Below are 19,964 nucleotides of genomic sequence, written 5' to 3' on the forward strand. Positions count from 1 at the left end.
TGTGGTGGGAATTCCCGCTGCTGAAGGTGATCCGCTGCTAAGAGCGCCTAGAGAAGATTCGGAAAGTCTTAAAAATTCGCTGTTGTTTAGGAGGTGTCCTATTCAACGCCTATTCGGCGGTGCCTATATTTGCGACCTTGCTTCAAGGTTTATTGAGGTGGTCGGATGAAATTTAGACCGTTTCCGCTGTTGGTCGATGTCCGAGCAACCCTCAGAGGCGACAACGCAATGCTGAGTATGTCACCGCAAATTAAATAGGCGAAATTGTGAATAAATCATACAAAACAGTCTGGAATGAGACCACCGGTACCTACGTCGCGGCACCTGAAGTAGCAAAGAGCCGTGGGAAGAAGAGTCCTTCTTCCAGAACACTTATGGTGGCACTCATGGCGGCTGGAGCTGGCAGCGTGGCATCGATGGATGCACGCGCGGGCGCGCTCGACGGCGGCACGGTAAGCCAGAGCCTAGACCTTGCGTATGGCACCGGCGCAGTATCGTCGAGCGCCGATAGCTATAACGCAAGTATCGCAATCGGCAACAACGCTACGGCGACAAATCAACTGTCGATTGCGATTGGTACAGGGGCAACGTCAACGGGACTGCATGCCGTCGTCATTGGGGGCGGGGCTGCGGCAGCCGGCAATGACAGCACGATAATCGGCTCCGGTGCGAGCGGCACGAATACATGGGCAACGGCTGTCGGCTCTTCTGCGAAAGCCGGCTATTTTGATGTCGCAGTCGGAGCTGTTGCTACAGCTGCGGGCGGAGATTCTGTCGCGTTCGGTTCGGCTGCAAAAGCGATTGGCGCATGGTCTTCAGCGCTCGGCGATAGCTCACAGGCGACGACTGCGAACTCGGTGGCACTGGGCTCGAACTCGGTGGCGAATTCGACGACACTGACGACGGCAGGCTTCACGCCGGTCGGCGGCACGGCGATCTCGGCGGCCACGGCGCTCGGCGGTGAAGTGTCGGTTGGCGCGGCGGGCAAGGAGCGCCGCATCACGAATGTGGCGGCAGGTCTGAACGCAACGGATGCAGTGAACGTAAGCCAGTTGATGTCGGAAGACGCGAAGGTGAACACGGTTAATAACAACGTGAACAACCTGAGCACCACAGTCACCAACATCACCAATACGGGTACCAAGTATTTCCACGTAAATTCGACGTTGGCAGATTCTTCAGCCAGTGGGGCAAACGCTGTTGCGATTGGTGCCGTTGCGAATGCATCGGGAGGAAGCGCGATTGCAGTGGGTAATAACGCAACCGCATCGGTTGCTTACTCGGTTGCGATGGGCAACAGCGCTAACGTATCTGGGGCCAACGGAACAGCATTGGGTTATACCTCGACGGTGGTGGGGTCTGGCGGTGTCGCATTGGGCAATGCCACCTATTCGAAGGGAGAGTCGGCGGTAGCACTGGGCAACGGCTCGACCGCGACTGGCGACTATTCGCTGGCAATGGGCAAGATCTCGACTTCAACGGGAACTAGCGCAGTTGCACTGGGCTTCAACTCGACCGCGTCGGCGGCCAATTCAGTGGCGCTGGGTTCGGGTTCGACGACGACGGCAAACCTGTCGGCAGCGGGTTACAACCCGGGTACGTTGGCCCTGTCGGGTACGGCTTCGGCAGCCAACGGTGAAGTGTCGGTAGGCTCGGCGGGCAAGGAACGTCGCATCACGAACGTGGCAACCGGTTCGGCCGCGACGGACGCGGTGAACGTGAGCCAGCTGATGTCGGAAGACGCGAAGGTGAACACGGTTAATAACAACGTGAACAACCTGAGCACCAGCATCACGAATATCAGCAATGGTGGTGGCATCAAGTACTTCCACACGAACTCGACGCTGGCGGACTCTGCCGCGAACGGCATAGACTCGATTGCGATCGGCGGCGCCACACGGGTGGATTCGAACAACGGAATCGCGATCGGAACGGGCAATACCACACCAGGATCTTCGACCAACGGGATTGCGATCGGCCAGAGCGCAACAATAAACCCCTACAGCTCCGGCGCGATCGCGATGGGCCAGAACGCCACAATCAACATGTATGGTACGAACAGCATTGCGCTCGGCTATTCAGCTATTACAGGCGGCGTCGGTGGTGCAATCGCCGTTGGCGAAAACGCGTTTGCCAATTCTGGGAAAATGGTAGCAATCGGCTCCGGTGCGAGCGCGACGACGGCCAATTCGGTTGCATTGGGTTCGAACTCGACGACCACGGCAAACTTATCTGCCGCCGGTTACAACCCGGGCACGACGGCTCTGTCCGGCACGGCATCGGCAGCTAATGGCGAGGTGTCGTTGGGCGTCGCAGGCAAGGAACGTCGTATCACCAACGTGGCAGCGGGCGCGGCCGCAACGGACGCGGTGAACGTCAGCCAGTTGATGTCGGAAGACGCGAAGGTCAACACGATCAACAACAACGTGACCAACCTCAGCAACAACGTCACGAACATCGCAAGCAACGTAACCAACATCAGCAGCACGGTGAACAACATCACGAACGGTGGAAGCGGCATCAAGTACTTCCACACGAACTCGACGCTGGCTGACTCGTTGGCAACGGGTACGGATGCAGTCGCCATTGGTGGCAATTCATCGGCGACGGCAGCGAACTCTGTCGCACTGGGTTCGAACGCGACGACCACGGCAAACTTATCTGCCGCCGGTTACAACCCGGGCACGACGGCTCTGTCCGGCACGGCATCGGCAGCTAATGGCGAGGTGTCGGTGGGCGCCGCAGGCAAAGAACGTCGTATCACCAACGTGGCAGCCGGTTCAGCCGCAACGGACGCAGTAAACGTGAGCCAGCTTCAATCGGAAGACGCAAAGGTCAATGCCGCGGGTTCAGGCACAGCGGCTGCACTGGGCGGCGGTTCTACCTACAACACGACGACGGGTGCGATCACCAACCCGACGTATGTATTGAATGGCGGCAAGACGTTCAACAACGTGGGCGACGTGGTCGAGAACATCGACGGTCGCGTGACGCAGAACACGACTGACATCACGAACCTGACCAACAACATCAACAACGGTGAAGTCGGTCTCGTGCAGCAGGATGCAACTTCACGCAACATCACGGTGGCGAAGGACAGCGACGGCACGGCGGTGGACTTCTCGGGTACGGCGGGAACGCGCAAGCTGACGGGTGTGTCGGCAGGTGATGTGAGCGCAACGAGCGTGGATGCGGTGAATGGCTCGCAGTTGTATGCGACGAACCAGAATGTGTCGAACGTCGGCAACACGGTCAACAGTCTGAGTAACGACGTCACGAACATCAACAATACCGTGAACAACATCACCAACGGTGGTGACGGCATCAAGTACTTCCACGCGAACTCGACGCTGGCGGATTCGTCGGCAACGGGTACGGATGCAGTCGCCATTGGTGGCAGCGCTCAGGCAACGGCAGCGAACTCGGTCGCACTGGGCTCGAATTCGGTGACGACGGCAAACCTGTCGACAACGGGCTACAACCCGGGCACGGCAACACTGTTGGGCACGGCATCGGCAGCCAATGGTGAAGTGTCGGTCGGCGCAGCAGGCAAGGAACGCCGCATCACCAACGTGGCAGCCGGTTCGGCCGCGACGGACGCGGTGAACGTCAGCCAGTTGCAGTCGGAAGACGCGAAGGTCAACACGATCAACAACAACGTGACCAACCTGAGCAACAACGTCACGAATATCGCGGGCAACGTCACCAACATCAGCAACACCGTGAACAACATCACCAACGGTGGCAACGGCATCAAGTACTTCCACGCGAACTCGTCGCTGGCGGATTCATCGGCAACGGGCACCAACAGCCTGGCAGCCGGCCCGGCGGCGTTGGCGGCCGCCACGGACGCAGTCGCACTGGGTAACGGCGCGAAAGCGTCCAACGCTGGCGCAGTAGCACTAGGCGCAGGTTCGACGACCACAACGGCGGTCGCCACCTCCGGCACGACGATCGGCGGCATCACCTACACGTTTGCAGGCATGGCTCCGTCGAGCACGGTGAGCGTGGGTGCATCGGGCAGCGAGCGCACGATCACGAACGTGGCGGCTGGCCGCCTGAGCGCGACGAGCACGGATGCGGTCAACGGCAGCGAACTGTTTGCCACCAACCAGCAGGTGACGCAGAACACCGCGGACATCATCAACCTGACGAACAACATGAACAACGGTTCGGTCGGCCTGGTGCAGCAGGACCCGACGTCGCGCACCATCACGGTCGCGAAGGGCACCGACGGCGCGCTGGTCGACTTTGCCGGGACAGCAGGCGCGCGTCAGCTGACGGGTGTGGCCGCCGGCGCAGTGACCGCGACAAGCGTGGATGCGGTGAACGGCGCGCAGCTCTACGGCGTGTCGCAGAGCGTGGCGGATGCGATCGGCGGTGGCTCGACGGTGAACACGGATGGCTCGATCTCGGCCCCGACTTACGTTGTGAACGGCGCGACCGTCCACAACGCGGGCGACGCGATCACCAACCTCGACAACCGTGTGACGCAGAACACCACCAATATCAGCACGATCAACAACACGCTGAACAGCATCACCACCGGCGGTGGCGTCATGTACGTCCACGTGAACTCGGCCCTGGCCGATTCGCAGGCAAGCGGTGCGGAGTCGGTGGCGATCGGCGGTAACGCGCAGTCGCAGGCAGCGAACTCGGTCGCGTTGGGTTCGAACTCCGTCGCTAACCGTGCCAACACGGTGTCGGTGGGTTCGGCGGGCAACGAACGCCAGATCACCAACGTGGCGGCCGGTACGGCGGATACGGACGCGGTGAACGTCGCGCAGTTGAAGGCGTCGGGCGTGATCAATACGGATGGCACGACCAACGCTGCCGTGACGTACGACCACAACGCTGACGGGTCGGCGAACTACAGCAGCGTCACAATGGGTAACGGCGTGGCGGGCGGCACGACGATCCGCAACGTGGCGGCAGGCACGGCCGCTGACGATGCGGTCAACGTCAGCCAGATGAACGCGGCCATCTCCAACGTCACGAATATCATCAGTTCGGCCGGCAACCCGATGTTCGCGGCAGACGGCAACCGTGACACGGAATCGGCCGTTGCCAGCGGCACGCACGCCACGGCAATGGGTGCGAACGCGAAGGCGAGCGCGGCGAATTCGGTGGCGCTGGGTGCGAACTCGGTGGCGGATCGCGAGAACACGGTGTCGGTGGGTTCGGCGGGCAACGAACGCCAGATCACCAACGTCGCGGCCGGCACGGCAACCACCGACGCAGTCAACGTCGGCCAGTTGAACGAAGCGATCGGCGCGTCGGTCGGCAACCTGCCGGCCGGTACCTCGGCGAAGGACTACACGGACCAGCAGATCAACGCGGTGCAGAACGGCTTGAACCAGGTCGCGAAAAATGCGTACGCAGGTATCGCGGCCGCTACGGCACTGACGATGATCCCGGACGTCGATCAAGGCAAGACGATCGCGGTCGGTGTCGGCGGCGGCTCGTATAAGGGTTCGCAGGCCGTGGCGCTCGGCGTCTCGGCACGCATCACCCAGAACCTGAAGATGAAGGCCGGCGCAGGTACGAGCTCGCAAGGCACGACGGTGGGCGTGGGTGCTTCCTACCAGTGGTAAGTGCCATGACGGATGGGGCGTGAGCCTCGTCCGTCAGCCAGATCTGTTTTGACTCAACCGCTTGCGCGCCCTTGTCCGAGGAACACATGGCAGGGGCGCCGCCTCAATTGACTGAATCCCTGAAAATGAACTTAACGCTTTCCAAGTCTTCGCGCGCGCTATTGCTCGGCGCGAGTGTGATGTATCTCGCTGCGTGTAGCACGCAGTCCGGCCCAACCTATACGCTTCACGCGGTGAGCGTGCCGAATCAGCAGGCGCCGATTTATCGGGTCAGTTGCGAAGGACTCTTCGAAAGCTCGAAGAGTTGCGTGCGTGTGGCGGGGGAGACCTGCAAGAATCAACCGGTGACATGGCTCGAAGCCGTTGATCGCGTAAGCGACGGCGCGCTGAAGAAGGATGCGCGCGAATTGACCTTCATGTGCGGCAAACCGGTTGTTGCAGAGCAGCTCCCCCAGCAGCCGGCGGTGCAACAGCCCGCTGCGCAGCCGCAAGCAAAACAGGTGGCGCCGCAGGTTCGCCTGCTGCTGCAAGGCAACGCGAACTTCGCGACGGATAGCGCGGTGCTTGGCTCAATTGCAAAGAGGAATCTCGACCATTTCATGAGCGTGAACCGGGGCGTGAATCTGCATCGCGTGACGGTGGTGGGCTACACCGACGCGACAGGCTCGCAAGCCCATAACCTGAGTTTGTCCGAGGCTCGCGCCGACGCCGTCGCACAATACCTGCGTGATGGTGGCCTCCACGCCGAGCAGTTCGTCGCACGAGGTCTGGGCAGTACTGATCCGGTCGCGTCGAATGCGACGCCCGAAGGCCGCATGCAGAACCGCCGCGTCGACGTCCGCGTATTCGCCGAGTAACGCGCAGCACACATCGCTCGACCACGAAGGCCTGCCATCGCGCAGGCCTTTTTCATCTGCAACGCCTCAAGCCTCGTCGTCGACCCGCAGCCGGCCGATCACGCCTTTCGCCTGTCCCACGCGCTCCACTAACTCGGGACCACGCTTGAGCGCGACGCCGACCGCCAGAATGTCGCCGATCGCCAGATGCGACATGCGCGATGTCATCGGCGAAAACACATCGTTTTCCTCGGCCACGTTCGAGAACAGACAGATCGACGCGACCCGCGCGAGCGGTGAGCTGCCATGCGTGATCGCGATCACTTTCGCGCCACGAGCGAGCGCTGAACGCGCGGCTTCGATGATGTCGCGGGTGCGGCCGGTATTCGATACCGCCACCACCACATCGCCGGGGCCGAGCAGTGCCGCCGACATCGAATAGGTATGCGGATCGGAGTAGGCGACGCTCGGCATGCCGAGGCGGAAAAACTTGTGCTGAATATCCTGCGCGGCGATGCCCGAGCCGCCCGCGCCGTAGAACTCGATGCGCGCCGCGTTCGCTAACAGCACGACGGCCGCTTCGACGCTATCCGGCGACAGGCTGTTGCGCACTTCGATCAGCGTGCCGATGGTCCGGTCGAATACCTTCGCGATGAGGCCGGGAGCGCCTTCGTCCGGCCGCACGTCCCGATAGACGGTGGGCACACCCGACGCAATCCCTTGCGCAAGCCGGATCTTGAATTCGCGAAACCCCGAAAAGCCGAGCGCATGACAAAACCGCGCGATGGTCGGCTGGCTCACGCCTGCGCGGGCGGCCACTTCCGTCATGGAAAGATCGAGCACTTCGCGCGGCGCTTCAATCACGTAGTCGGCCAGTTTGCGCTCGGACGGCCGCAACTGGTCGCGCATCTCTTCCACCTGGGACAGCATCATTGGAAAACTCGCACTATGCTGAAGAATGCGTGGACTATATCTGATTGCTGAAGATGTACAAAAACTACATTTGAGGCGGTAGGTGTAATCCCTAGGTTTCGGTCGTTGGATGCAAGAGCAAGGCTGGTCGGGCGTTTCCGGCTGTCTCCGTATGCCGCAGCGCAGCAGGGTTCGTCGTTGCGATCGTGTAGTTTTTCTACTAAGATGGCGTCAGTCAGTTGATCCGACACCCCGCGATACCTACCTGGCACAGTGCGCGCCCGCCCCCGCCAGCGACGAAGGAGCTCCGATGGTTTCCCCGCATTCGCAATTGTTGAAGGTCACGCAACGCGTGGTCGAGCGCAGCAAGCCCACCCGCGAGGCGTATCTGGCCCGCATCGATCAGGCGCAAGGCCGGTTCCCGGCGCGCGGCGCGCTCTCCTGCGCCAATCTGGCCCACGGTTTCGCCGGGCTCGAAGGCAACGACAAGCTCGTCATCAAACAGATTCGCGAGCCGAACATCGGCATCGTGTCCTCGTACAACGAAATGTTGTCGGCCCACGCGCCGTACAAAAACTACCCGGACATCATCAAGCAGGCCGCGCGTGAAAACGGCGGCGTCGCGCAATTCGCGGGCGGCGTGCCGGCCATGTGCGACGGCATTACGCAAGGCAATGCGGGCATGGAACTGTCGCTGTTCTCGCGAGAAGTGATCGCGATGAGCACGGCGGTCGCGCTAACGCACAACATGTTCGACGCGGCACTGTGCCTCGGCATTTGCGACAAGATCGTGCCGGGTCTGCTGATCGGCGCGCTGCAATTCGGACATCTGCCGACCATTTTCGTGCCGGCCGGCCCGATGGGCAGCGGCCTGTCCAACGACGACAAAGCCAAGACACGCCAGCTCTTCGCCACCGGCCAATGCGGCCGCGACGCGCTGCTCGAAGCGGAAGCCGCCGCTTATCACAGCCACGGTACCTGCACGTTCTACGGCACGGCCAACAGCAATCAGATGCTGATGGAAGTGATGGGTTTGCATCTGCCGAGTTCGGCTTTCGTGCATCCGCATACGCCACTGCGTGACGCGCTGACCGCGCAGGCCGCGCGCCGCGTGCTCGACCTGACGGTGGAGCGCGGCAACTACACGCCGATCGGCCACGTGGTCGATGAAAAAGCGATCGTCAACGGCATCGTCGCGTTGCTGGCGACGGGCGGCTCGACCAATCACACGCTGCACCTAGTGGCGATTGCTCGCGCGGCGGGCATCGTGATCGACTGGGACGACTTCGACGCGCTGTCGCAAGCCGTGCCGCTGCTCGCGAAGATCTATCCGAACGGCAAGGCCGACGTGAACCACTTCCACGCGGCCGGCGGCGTGGCGTTCCTGGTGCGCAACCTGCTGGAAGGCGGCTTGCTGCACGAGGACGTCAACACGGTGGCGGGCAAGGGACTCAAGCACTACACCGAAGAGCCGAAGCTGATCGACGGCAAGCTGCAATGGGTGCCGGGCGCGCAAGCGAGCGAAGACACGGCGGTGCTGCGCGGCATCAAGGAACCGTTCCAGCCGGATGGCGGCTTGCGTCTGATGCAGGGCAAGCTCGGCCGCGGCGTGATCAAAATTTCGGCGGTCGCCTCGGCGCATCGCAAGGTGAAGGCGCCGGCGATCGTGTTCGATTCGCAGGAAGCCGTGCAGGAAGCGTTCGACAAAGGCGAACTGAAGCGCGACTTCATCGCTGTGGTGCGCTTCCAGGGCGCGCGTGCAAACGGCATGCCCGAGCTGCATCGTTTGACGCCGCTGCTCGGTGTGTTGCAGGATCAGGGTTTCCACGTCGCACTGGTCACGGACGGCCGTATGTCCGGCGCGTCGGGCAAGGTGCCGGCGGTGATTCATCTGTCGCCTGAAGCCTTGCTGCAAGGGCCGATCGGCAAGGTGCGCACAGGCGACATGCTGGTGATCGACGCCGAAGCCGGCGTGCTCGACATAGAAATCGAAGCGGCCGAATGGGCCGCGCGGCCGAACGCCGTGCCGCTGCATCAGGCGGCAAACGAAGTGGGTTTCGGCCGGGAATTGTTCGGCGTGTTTCGCGCGGCGGCGGCGCCGGCGGAGCAGGGTGCGTCGGTATTCGGCGCGATGGTGGGCGAGCATGCGGCGCATCACGGCGAAGCGGCCAAAGCTCACACCGGAAAACATACAAGCACCACTCAAGCCAGCTAAGCGCTGCAGATTAAGGAGTCTGACTATGACGTCGAAAACAGTAAGCGATATCGTGCGCCTCGGCCCGGTGATTCCGGTGCTCGCGTTCGACTCGGTCGAACAGGGTGAGCAGGTGTCGCGCGCGCTGCATGCAGGCGGCGTGAAGGTGCTGGAAATTACCTTGCGCACCGCCGCCGGTCTGGAAGCGATCGAACGCGCAAGCCAGTTGGCTGAAGACATCGTGGTCGGTGTCGGCACGATTACGAAGCCCGAGCACTGCGCTCAGGCTAAAAAGGCGGGCGCGCAATTCGGCGTTTCGCCGGGTCTGACGAAAGACATGCACAAGGCCGCACAGGACGCAGGCTTGCCGCTGCTGCCGGGCGTGATGACGCCGACCGACATCATTACGGCGCTCGAACTCGGCTACGAGATCGTGAAGTTTTTCCCGGCCCAGCAGGCCGGCGGCGTGCCGATGCTGCAAGCTTTCCACGGCCCGTTCCCGAATCTGAAATTCTGCCCGACCGGCGGTATCACGGCCGAATCGGCTTCGACTTTCCTGTCGCTGCCGAACGTGGTGTGCGTCGGCGGTTCGTGGCTCACGCCGAAAGCCGCGCTTGCTTCGCACAACTGGGAAGAGATCACGCGTCTCGCGCGCGCCGCGAGCCAGTTGGCCGCGCCCGCCCATTAAGTCGAAGCGGCCCGCACGTTAAGCGGTCTTCAAGGCCCTACGCAAAAGGAGCCTCGTCGATACAGCCACCTGAGCTGTCGCGGCGAGGCTCTTTTTTCAATATGCATACGCGAGCGGCGCGCGTGGGTCTGCAACACACAGTAAAATTCAGCGTCCGTGCGGTCAGCCCGGTTTCGAGGCGCCGCACAGGTCGCCGTGAGACAGGGTGCTGACCGTTGTCCGCATTCACAAGAAAACGCTGGGCCGCCCCAAGTTTTTTGCGGCCCCCTCGGGGGCTGGCGCAAAGCGCCAGGTTGGGGGCACTCAAATCAATAACGCAAAAGGAGGAGCTTCATGGAAGCTGTCCACGGCAGCACGCTGCTGGTCTTCGCGGTGATCGCCATCGCATTGCTGATCCTGCTGATCACGCGCTACAAGGTTTACCCTTTCCTCGTTCTGATCATCGTGTCGCTGCTGCTCGGGCTCGCATCCGGCATGCCGATCGGCACCATCGTCAAATCGTTCGAAACGGGTAACGGCAATACGCTTGGGCACATCGCCATCGTGGTCGGTCTGGGTACGATGCTCGGCAAGATGATGGCCGAATCGGGCGGCGCCGAGCGCATTGCCACTACGTTGATCGACTTCTTCGGCGAGAAGAACATCCATTGGGCAATGATGATCGTGGCGATCATCGTCGGCTTGCCGGTGTTCTTCGAAGTCGGTTTCGTGCTGCTGATTCCGATCGCTTTCAACGTTGCGAAGCGCACCAACAAATCGTTGCTGCTAGTCGGCTTGCCAATGGTCGCGGGTCTGTCCGTCGTGCACGGCCTGCTTCCGCCGCACCCGGCCGCGATGCTCGCGGTGCAGGCGTATCACGCGGATATCGGCCGGACCATTGCGTATGGCCTGATCGTCGGCGTGCCGACCGCGATCGTCGCGGGTCCGCTGTTTGCGTTGCTGATCAGCCGCTATATCAAGCTGCCGAAAGACAACGCGCTCGCTTCGCAGTTTCTCGGCGCTGGCGACGCGAATGGCGCGAACAACGGTGCGCAACAGGCGGCGCCCAGGCGTGAACTGCCGAGCTTCGGCATCACGCTGTTCACGATCCTGTTGCCGGTTATCCTGATGCTGGTCGGCAGCTGGGCCGACCTCGTGTTCACGCCGAAAACCTTGCCGAACGATCTGCTGCGCTTCGCCGGCAATTCGGATGTGGCGCTGCTGATCGCCGTGCTTGTCAGCTTCTGGACCTTCGGCGCAAGCCGCGGCTTCAATCGCGAGCAGATCCAGAAATTCTGCGGCGAGTGTCTCGCGCCGATCGCGGGCATTACGCTGATCGTCGGCGCGGGCGGCGGGTTCGGCCGCGTGCTGATGGATAGCGGCATTTCGAAGGAAATCGTCAATGCGGCGACATCGGCGCATCTGTCGCCGTTGCTGTTCGGCTGGCTCGTCGCGGCGCTGATTCGTCTGGCAACGGGTTCGGCGACGGTCGCGATGACCACCGCTTGCGGCATCGTCGCGCCGATCGCGGCAGCGGGCGCGGTGCAGGTGAAGCCGGAGCTGCTGGTGCTGGCCACGGGTTCGGGTTCGCTGATCTTTTCGCACGTGAACGACGGCGGTTTCTGGCTGATCAAGGAGTACTTCGGGATGACGGTGGGGCAGACCTTCAAGACATGGTCGCTCCTCGAAACCATCATCTCGCTGATGGGATTGGGTTTGACCTTCGCGCTCGCGGCGGTCTTGTAAGGAGTTTTTGATGATTCTGATCGCAATGGGCGTGTCGGGCGCCGGCAAGACGAGAATTGGCGAAATGCTGGCAGAGCGCCTGCACTGCGCGTTCACCGACGGCGACGCGTTTCACAGCGCCGCCAACAAAGAGAAAATGCACCACGGCATTCCGCTGACGGACGAAGACCGCTGGCCGTGGCTGAAAACGATCCGCGCCGCGATCGAGGAGAAGCAGACGGCGGCCGAGACGGCGGTGTTCACCTGTTCGTCGCTGAAACGCTCGTATCGCGACATTCTGCGCGATGGCGACAGGGACGTGTGCTTCGTCTACCTAAAGGGTTCGCGTGAGGTGCTGGAGCAACGGCTGACCACGCGCACCGGCCATTTCTTCGATCCGTCGCTGCTGCAAAGCCAGCTCGATACGCTCGAAGAGCCGGGCGCCGATGAGGCGATCACGGTGAGCATCGAACTGTCGCCGGAAGAGATCGTCGAAAGCGTGTTGATCCAGGTCGAAGCGCGTAAGTGAATTTGCCCGGTCGCTGCAGATAAAAAAACCGCTCCTCGGAGCGGTTTTTTTATGCCTCGTGCAACGAGGTCAGTAGCGGCCAACGCAGATCAGGCGATGCGCTTGGCCAGTTCTGCAGCTTTACCGATATACGAAGCCGGCGTCATGGCGAGCAAGCGATCTTTCGCGTCCTGCGGAATCGCCAGGCCGCTGACGAACGTTTGCAGCGCTTCACGCGTGATGCCCTTGCCGCGCGTCAGCTCCTTCAGTTGTTCGTACGGATTCTCGATGCCGTAACGGCGCATCACCGTTTGAACCGGTTCGGCTAGCACTTCCCAGCAGTTGTCGAGGTCTTCGTGCAGACGCTGCGCATTCACTTCGAGCTTGTCGAGGCCGCGGATCAGCGAGTCGTACGCAAGCAGCGAGTAACCGAACGCGACGCCGATATTGCGCAGCACCGTCGAATCGGTCAGGTCGCGCTGCCAGCGCGACACCGGCAGCTTGTCGGCGAGATGGCGCAGCGTGGCGTTCGCCAGACCCAGGTTGCCTTCCGAGTTTTCGAAGTCGATCGGATTGACCTTGTGCGGCATCGTGGACGAACCGATTTCACCGGCCTTGGTGCGTTGCTTGAAGTAGCCGACCGAGATGTAGCCCCACACGTCGCGGTCCAGATCCAGCAGGATCGTGTTGGCGCGCGACACGGCGTCGAACAGCTCCGCCATGTAGTCGTGCGGTTCGATCTGGATCGTGTACGGGTTGAAGGTGAGCTTGAGGCGCTGCTCGACCACTTCGCGCGAGAACGCTTCCCAGTCGAACTCGGGATACGCCGACAGATGCGCGTTGAAGTTGCCGACCGCGCCGTTCATCTTGCCGAGCAGTTCGACCTTCGCGATGCGGTCGATCGCGCGTTCCAGACGCGCCGCGACGTTGGCGATTTCCTTGCCGAGCGTAGTCGGGCTGGCCGGCTGGCCGTGCGTGCGCGACAGCATCGCCTGATCGGCGTGCGCGTGAGCCAGTGCGACGAGACGCTGATGCACCGAGCGCAGCGCCGGCAGGATCACGTGTTCACGGGCGCCCGCCAGCATCAGGCCGTGCGAGGTGTTGTTGATGTCTTCCGAAGTGCAGGCGAAGTGGATGAACTCGCTCGCGCGTTCCAGTTCTTCCTGACCCTTGACCGATTCCTTCAGCCAGTATTCGACCGCTTTCACGTCGTGGTTCGTCACGCGTTCAATTTCCTTGATGCGCGCGGCGTCGTGCGCGGTGAAGCGCTCGGCCAGTTGCAGCAGGAATTGTTCGGAGGCTGCGGAGAAACGCGGCACTTCGGCGAAGCCGGCGTGCGAAAGCGCGATCAGCCAATGGATTTCGACCGTCACGCGATTGCGCATGAACGCGGCTTCCGAGAGCCAGTCGCGCAGGGCTTCGGTTTTCGAGGCGTAGCGGCCGTCGAGCGGGGAGAGCGCGTTCAGCGCGAACAGAGTGTCGGGGCGGGTGTCGGACATGATGGGGGCCGGGTGAGGGCTAAGCGCAAGGGTGAAAACGCGGAACAAACTGCGGGAAAACGCGAATTTTACCACCGGACGCCGACAGCCCCGATTTCCGCAGTCAGGCGGGTCCGCTTCGCGACACCATCTAGAATGCTGACTTCTCTCCTCCGCTGGTGGCAGGCCCCGCATGGAACTGAAATGGCTCGAAGACTTCGTTTCGCTCGCGGAAACGCGTAGTTTCAGTCGTTCGGCCGAACTGCGTCATGTGACGCAGCCGGCATTCTCGCGGCGGATTCAGGCCCTGGAAGCGTGGCTCGGCACGGAACTGATCGACCGTTCGGTTTACCCGACGCGGCTGACGGCGGCCGGTCAGGTGTTCAACGAGCAGGCGCTCGCGATGCTGTCGCAGTTCCATGAAGCGCGCGCGCTGCTGCGCGGCCATACGGCGACGCCGCAGGCAACCATCGAGTTCGCGGTGCCGCATACGCTGTCGTTGACTTACTTTCCGCGCTGGCTGCAGCGTATCGAAGCGCAGATGGGTCCGATCCACACGCGGCTGCGCGCGCTGAATGTGCACGACGCGGCGCTCTCGCTGGTGGAAGGCGGCTGCGATCTGATGATGGGCTATCACCACCCGAGTCACCCGGTCGCGCTCGATCCGGGCCGCTACGACATGCTGACGCTCGGCATCGAGCCGATCAGTCCGTTCTCGGCGCCCGGCCGTGCCGGCCGGCCGCGTCATACGCTGCCGGGCACCGCCGAAGCGCCCACGCCTTACCTGTCCTATACGCCGAACGCCTATCTGGGCCGCATGACCGAAGTGATCTTGGCCAACGCGCCGGAGCGTCTGTATCTCGACCGGCTGTATGAAACCGACATGGCCGAAGGACTCAAAGCGATGGCGCTGGCCGGCCACGGCATCGCCTTCCTGCCGCATAGCGCGGTGGAAGATGCGGTCGCCGACGGCAAGCTGATCCGCCTCGACCGCGCGACACGCGGCACGCCCGAGGGCCAGCTCACGCTGACCATGGAGATTCGTCTCTATCGCGACAAGCTCGCGGCGAAGAGCGACGATGCGCGACAGATACTCGTGCGTCAGTTGTGGGACGTGGTCTCGGAGGAACTGGCGCAAGGCGCGGCCTGAAATCCTGCCTCCCTACGACGCGAATTTGCGGCTTCTTGATGGTTATGCAAAAAAAACATAATCGGATAAGGAAACGGCATTGGATTTCAAATCGGCGTTTTTCGACAATGCTGTCATTCGATCAACGCCGGAGCGTTCATGTCATCCCAGCAACAGGCAGCACAAGTCGCACAATCCGCAGCAACGTTGCAGTCGGTTCCTTCCTACCTGAATAAAGACGACCTCGGCCCGTGGGGCAACTACCTGCGCCAGGTCGATCGCGTCGCGCCGTACCTCGGCTCCCTGTCCCGCTGGCTCGAAACCCTGAAGCGCCCGAAGCGCATTCTGGTCGTCGACGTGCCTATCGAACTCGATAACGGCACGGTCGCTCACTTCGAAGGCTATCGCGTGCAGCACAACGTGTCGCGCGGTCCGGGCAAGGGCGGTGTGCGTTATCACCAGGACGTGACGTTGTCGGAAGTGATGGCCTTGTCGGCGTGGATGTCCGTGAAGAATGCTGCGGTCAACGTGCCGTACGGCGGCGCGAAGGGCGGCATCCGTGTCGACCCGCGCACGTTGTCGCGTGGTGAGCTCGAGCGCGTGACGCGCCGCTACACCAGCGAAATCGGCATCATCATCGGACCGAATACGGACATTCCCGCGCCGGACGTGAACACGAACGAGCAGATCATGGCGTGGATGATGGACACATACTCGATGAACCAGGGCCAAACGGCCACGGGCGTCGTGACGGGCAAGCCGATCACGCTGGGCGGTTCGCTCGGCCGCCGCGAGGCAACGGGCCGCGGCGTGTTCGTGGTGGCCTCCGAAGCCGCACGCCGTATCGGTGTGGAAATCGAAGGCGCGCGCATCGCGGTGCAGGGCTTCGGCAACGTGGGCGGCATCGCGGCGCGTTTGTTCCAGGAAGCGGGTTCGAAGCTGGTCGCGGTGCAGGATCACACCGGTTCGCTGTACAAGTCGACGGGTATCGACGCCGTCGCACTGCTCGAACATGTGGCCAGACATGGTGGCGTGGGCGGCTTCCCGGAAGCGGACGCCGTAAGCAATGAAGAATTCTGGACCGTCGAATCGGACATTCTGATTCCGGCCGCGCTGGAAAATCAGATCACCGAAAAGAACGCGGCGAAGATCAAGACGAAGATCGTCGTGGAAGGCGCCAACGGCCCGACCACCACGGCTGCGGACGACATCCTGCACGATCGCGGCATTCTCGTGATTCCGGACGTGGTGGCCAACGCCGGCGGCGTGACCGTGTCTTACTTCGAATGGGTGCAGGACTTCTCGAGCTTCTTCTGGACGGAAGACGAGATCAACCAGCGTCTGGAGCGTGTGATGCGTGAAGCATTCGCCGCCGTGTGGCAGGTTTCGAGCGAGCAAAAGGTGTCCGTGCGGACGGCGGCGTTTATCGTCGCATGTAAGCGGATCCTGGAAGCGCGCGAACTGCGCGGCCTGTATCCCTGATCTTTGCGGTTCGAACGGCGGCTCCGTTATCGCGCGGATCCGCCGGCAATCCTTGCTTCAACGCGGTCCACAAGACGGCGTGTTGGACCCGGCGGGCAGCATCGTATCGATGCCGCCCGCCTTTCTATATGCGGAAAGGTTGACCGACCGTCCCGAAGGGCCGCGAAGCAGTAGCGGCGGCCACGCAACAACATGGTTTATAGCGATACTTTCAGAATAATTACTTTGCTAAACTGGCGCCGGTTCTTGCCAAGGAGATCAAAAATGAAGGTTAAAAAAGCTGCGCTGCTGCTCGCGACTCTCGGACTGTTTACGGTTGGCGCGCATGCGCAAGACGCTGGTACGCTGAAAAAGATCAAGGATACGGGCGTCATTTCGCTGGGCCATCGCGAATCGTCCATCCCGTTTTCGTATTACGACGACAAGCAGAACGTTATCGGCTACTCGCAGGAATTCGCCCTGAAAGTGGTGGAAGCGGTGAAGCAGAAGCTGAACATGCCTGGCCTGAAGGTCAAGCTCACGCCGGTCACGTCGCAAAACCGTATTCCGCTGGTGCAGAACGGCACCGTCGACATGGAATGCGGCTCGACCACCAACAATGCTGAACGTCAGCAGCAGGTTGCCTTCTCGAACACGATCTTCGTGATCGGCACGCGCCTCATGACCAAGAAAGACTCCGGCATCAAGGACTGGGCCGACCTGAAGGGCAAGACGGTCGTCACGACCGCCGGCACGACCTCCGAGCGCCTGCTTCGCAAGATGAATCAGGACAAGAGCATGGGCATGAACATCATCAGCGCGAAGGACCACGGCGAGTCGTTCCTGACGCTCTCCACGGGCCGCGCCGCTGCCTTCATGATGGACGACGCACTGCTCGCGGGCGAACGCGCCAAGTCGAACAATCCGGGCGATTTCGTGATCGTCGGCGCGCCGCAATCGCATGAAGCGTACGGCTGCATGATTCGCAAGAACGATCCGGAATTCAAGAAGGTGGTCGACGAGGCAATCGCCAAGGTCGAAACCTCGGGCGAGGCCGACGCGATCTACAAGAAGTGGTTCGAATCGCCGATTCCGCCGAAGGGCCTGAATCTGAACTTCCCGGAAAGCGATGACATCAAGGCGCTCTACAAGAGCCCGAATGACAAGGCAATCGATTAAACCTTAGCTGTTTTTTTGAAACGCTGAACGAAACGGAAGGGGCCACGCGCTTCTTCCGTTTCTTTTTGCTGGAGTCTTGGTCATGTCATATCACTGGAACTGGGGCATTTTGCTGAGTCCGGTCTCCACCGGCGAGCCGACCACCTATCTGGGCTGGTTGTTGTCGGGCTTCTGGGTGACGATCACCGTGTCGCTGTCGGCATGGGTGATCGCGCTGATCGTCGGGTCGTTGTTCGGCGTGCTGCGCACCGTGCCGAACAAGTGGGCGTCGGGTATCGGCACGGTCTATGTCGCGATTTTCCGAAACATTCCGCTGATCGTGCAGTTCTTCATCTGGTATCTGGTGATACCGGAGTTGCTGCCTGTTTCGGTGGGCAACTGGTTCAAGCAACTGCCGCCGAGCGCGCAGTTCTTTTCGTCGTCGATCATCTGTCTCGGGCTCTTTACCGCCGCGCGCGTGTGCGAGCAGGTGCGCTCGGGTATCAACGCACTGCCGCGCGGCCAGCGCGCCGCGGGTCTGGCCATGGGTTTCACGCAGTGGCAGACGTATCGTTATGTGCTGCTGCCGGTCGCGTACCGGATCATCGTGCCGCCGCTTACGTCCGAGTTTCTGAATATCTTCAAGAACTCGGCGGTGGCGTCGACGATCGGTCTGCTCGATCTGTCCGCTCAGGCGCGCCAACTGGTCGACTACACGTCGCAGACGTATGAGTCGTTTATCGCGGTCACGCTGGCGTACATGCTGATCAATCTGGTCGTGATGCAACTCATGCGCTGGGTCGAAGCCAGGACCCGGTTGCCCGGCTATATCGGAGGCAAGTAATGCACCATTTCGACTGGAGCGGTATTCCGGGCGCATTGCCTACGCTGTGGACCGGCGCTGTCGTCACCTTCAAGATCACGCTGATTGCGATCGTGTTCGGCATTGTCTGGGGCACGGTTCTCGCCATGTTGCGGCTGTCGTCGTTCAAACCGTTCGAGTGGTTTGCGAAGGGCTACGTAACGATCTTCCGTTCGATCCCGCTGGTGATGGTGCTGCTGTGGTTCTTCCTGATCGTGCCGCAAGTGCTGCAGAACGTGCTCGGGTTGTCGGCGGATATCGACATTCGCCTCGCGTCGGCCATGGTCGCGTTCTCGCTGTTCGAGGCGGCGTACTATTCGGAGATCATCCGCGCCGGCATTCAGGCCGTGCCGCGCGGGCAGGTCAACGCGGCATTCGCGCTCGGCATGAACTACGCGCAGGCCATGCGCCTGATCGTGCTGCCGCAGGCATTCCGCGCCATGGTTCCGCTGCTGCTCACGCAGGGTATCGTGCTGTTTCAGGATACGTCGCTCGTCTACGTGATCAGCCTCGCCGACTTCTTCCGCACCGCCACGAATATTGGCGACCGTGACGGTACGAATGTCGAGATGGTACTGTTCGCGGGCGCGTGTTATTTCGTGATCTGCGTGATCGCGTCGAGCCTCGTCAAAGGTCTTCAGAAAAAGGTCGCAAGATGATCTCTATCAAGAATGTTTCGAAGTGGTACGGCCAGTTTCAAGTGCTGACCGACTGCACGACGGAAGTCAAAAAGGGTGAAGTGGTGGTGGTGTGCGGGCCGTCGGGCTCGGGCAAGTCCACGCTGATCAAAACCGTCAACGGCCTCGAGCCGTTCCAGAAGGGCGAGATCATCATCAACGGTCAGTCGCTGACCGACAAGAAAACCAATCTGTCGAAGCTGCGCTCCAAGGTCGGCATGGTGTTCCAGCACTTCGAACTGTTTCCGCATCTGTCGATCGTGCAGAACCTCACGCTTGCTCAGGTGAAGGTGCTGGGCCGTTCGAAAGACGAAGCCACGGCGAAAGGGCTGAAACTGCTCGATCGCGTGGGCTTGCGCGCGCATGCGGACAAATTCCCGGGGCAGTTGTCGGGCGGTCAGCAACAGCGCGTGGCGATTGCCCGCGCGTTGTCGATGGACCCGATCGCCATGCTGTTCGACGAGCCGACCTCGGCGCTCGATCCGGAAATGATCAACGAAGTGCTCGACGTGATGGTCGAACTCGCGCAGGAAGGCATGACCATGATGTGCGTCACGCACGAAATGGGCTTCGCGAAGAAGGTCGCGCATCGCGTGATCTTCATGGACAAGGGCTTGATCGTGGAAGACGACCGCAAGGAAGACTTCTTCGCCAATCCGAAGTCGGATCGCGCGAAGGACTTTTTGGCCAAGATCCTGCATTGAGTGTGTTTTGAAGCTGCGCCGTTCAGGCGGCGCGGTGCTACGACACTGGCAAAAAGAAG

The 19,964-nt window shown here is 61.5% G+C and carries 14 protein-coding genes; 12 read left to right on the forward strand and 2 right to left on the reverse strand.

Features of this window, described 5'->3' with window-relative positions; genetic code table 11:
* The first annotated feature begins 266 nt into the window (after window positions 1-266).
* Both AC57B1_RS32895 and AC57B1_RS32900 read left to right on the forward strand, forming a co-directional pair.
* Entirely contained in the window at window positions 267-5,594 is a 5,328-nt protein-coding gene (locus AC57B1_RS32895; RefSeq protein WP_496419829.1) for a YadA-like family protein, read from the forward strand.
* Between the two features lie 125 nt (window positions 5,595-5,719).
* Complete coding sequence (locus AC57B1_RS32900; protein ID WP_496419830.1) at window positions 5,720-6,451, forward strand: OmpA family protein; 732 nt, start codon at window positions 5,720-5,722, stop codon at window positions 6,449-6,451.
* Between the two features lie 66 nt (window positions 6,452-6,517).
* Here AC57B1_RS32900 and AC57B1_RS32905 read toward each other — a convergent pair whose 3' ends face one another.
* Window positions 6,518-7,363: a MurR/RpiR family transcriptional regulator gene (locus tag AC57B1_RS32905; protein ID WP_408186157.1), complete on the reverse strand. Its 846-nt coding sequence runs from the start codon at window positions 7,361-7,363 to the stop codon at window positions 6,518-6,520.
* 289 nt (window positions 7,364-7,652) lie between these two features.
* Here AC57B1_RS32905 and edd point away from each other — a divergent pair, with 289 nt between their 5' ends.
* The 4 genes from edd (at window position 7,653) to AC57B1_RS32925 (ending at window position 12,457) form a co-directional block, all read left to right on the forward strand.
* Complete coding sequence (gene edd, locus AC57B1_RS32910) at window positions 7,653-9,557, forward strand: phosphogluconate dehydratase (protein WP_496419831.1); 1,905 nt, start codon at window positions 7,653-7,655, stop codon at window positions 9,555-9,557.
* A gap of 25 nt (window positions 9,558-9,582) precedes the next feature.
* The gene (eda, locus tag AC57B1_RS32915) at window positions 9,583-10,224 is read left to right on the forward strand and encodes a bifunctional 4-hydroxy-2-oxoglutarate aldolase/2-dehydro-3-deoxy-phosphogluconate aldolase (RefSeq protein ID WP_091799159.1); all 642 of its coding nucleotides are present in this window, start codon (window positions 9,583-9,585) and stop codon (window positions 10,222-10,224) included.
* Window positions 10,225-10,557: 333 nt separating this feature from the next.
* The gene (locus AC57B1_RS32920) at window positions 10,558-11,949 is read left to right on the forward strand and encodes a GntT/GntP/DsdX family permease (protein ID WP_496419832.1); all 1,392 of its coding nucleotides are present in this window, start codon (window positions 10,558-10,560) and stop codon (window positions 11,947-11,949) included.
* A gap of 10 nt (window positions 11,950-11,959) precedes the next feature.
* Window positions 11,960-12,457 (forward strand): gluconokinase, encoded by a 498-nt coding sequence (locus AC57B1_RS32925; protein ID WP_496419833.1) that lies wholly within the window; start codon window positions 11,960-11,962, stop codon window positions 12,455-12,457.
* Window positions 12,458-12,546: 89 nt separating this feature from the next.
* On the opposite strand, the gene purB is transcribed toward AC57B1_RS32925, so the two are convergent.
* Window positions 12,547-13,935 (reverse strand): adenylosuccinate lyase, encoded by a 1,389-nt coding sequence (gene purB / locus AC57B1_RS32930; protein WP_091799166.1) that lies wholly within the window; start codon window positions 13,933-13,935, stop codon window positions 12,547-12,549.
* A gap of 172 nt (window positions 13,936-14,107) precedes the next feature.
* Between purB and AC57B1_RS32935 the strand changes: the two genes are divergently transcribed.
* The 6 genes from AC57B1_RS32935 (at window position 14,108) to AC57B1_RS32960 (ending at window position 19,905) form a co-directional block, all read left to right on the forward strand.
* Window positions 14,108-15,064, forward strand: a complete 957-nt coding sequence (locus AC57B1_RS32935) for a LysR family transcriptional regulator (RefSeq protein WP_091799169.1) — start codon at window positions 14,108-14,110, stop codon at window positions 15,062-15,064.
* 138 nt (window positions 15,065-15,202) lie between these two features.
* Window positions 15,203-16,525, forward strand: coding sequence for a Glu/Leu/Phe/Val family dehydrogenase (locus AC57B1_RS32940; protein ID WP_091799172.1), 1,323 nt, complete (start codon window positions 15,203-15,205; stop codon window positions 16,523-16,525).
* A 264-nt stretch (window positions 16,526-16,789) separates the two neighbouring features.
* Complete coding sequence (locus AC57B1_RS32945; protein WP_091799176.1) at window positions 16,790-17,683, forward strand: glutamate/aspartate ABC transporter substrate-binding protein; 894 nt, start codon at window positions 16,790-16,792, stop codon at window positions 17,681-17,683.
* 82 nt (window positions 17,684-17,765) lie between these two features.
* Complete coding sequence (locus tag AC57B1_RS32950) at window positions 17,766-18,506, forward strand: amino acid ABC transporter permease (protein WP_408352155.1); 741 nt, start codon at window positions 17,766-17,768, stop codon at window positions 18,504-18,506.
* Window positions 18,506-19,183, forward strand: a complete 678-nt coding sequence (gene gltK, locus AC57B1_RS32955) for a glutamate/aspartate ABC transporter permease GltK (RefSeq protein ID WP_408352153.1) — start codon at window positions 18,506-18,508, stop codon at window positions 19,181-19,183. Before AC57B1_RS32950 ends, gltK begins: the two co-directional genes overlap by 1 nt.
* Entirely contained in the window at window positions 19,180-19,905 is a 726-nt protein-coding gene (locus AC57B1_RS32960; RefSeq protein ID WP_007180417.1) for an amino acid ABC transporter ATP-binding protein, read from the forward strand. The genes gltK and AC57B1_RS32960 overlap by 4 nt, the downstream gene beginning before the upstream one ends.
* The last annotated feature ends 59 nt before the right edge of the window (window positions 19,906-19,964 follow it).

The organism is Paraburkholderia sp. BGA-UO-ETr-F21 (genome assembly GCF_059567925.1).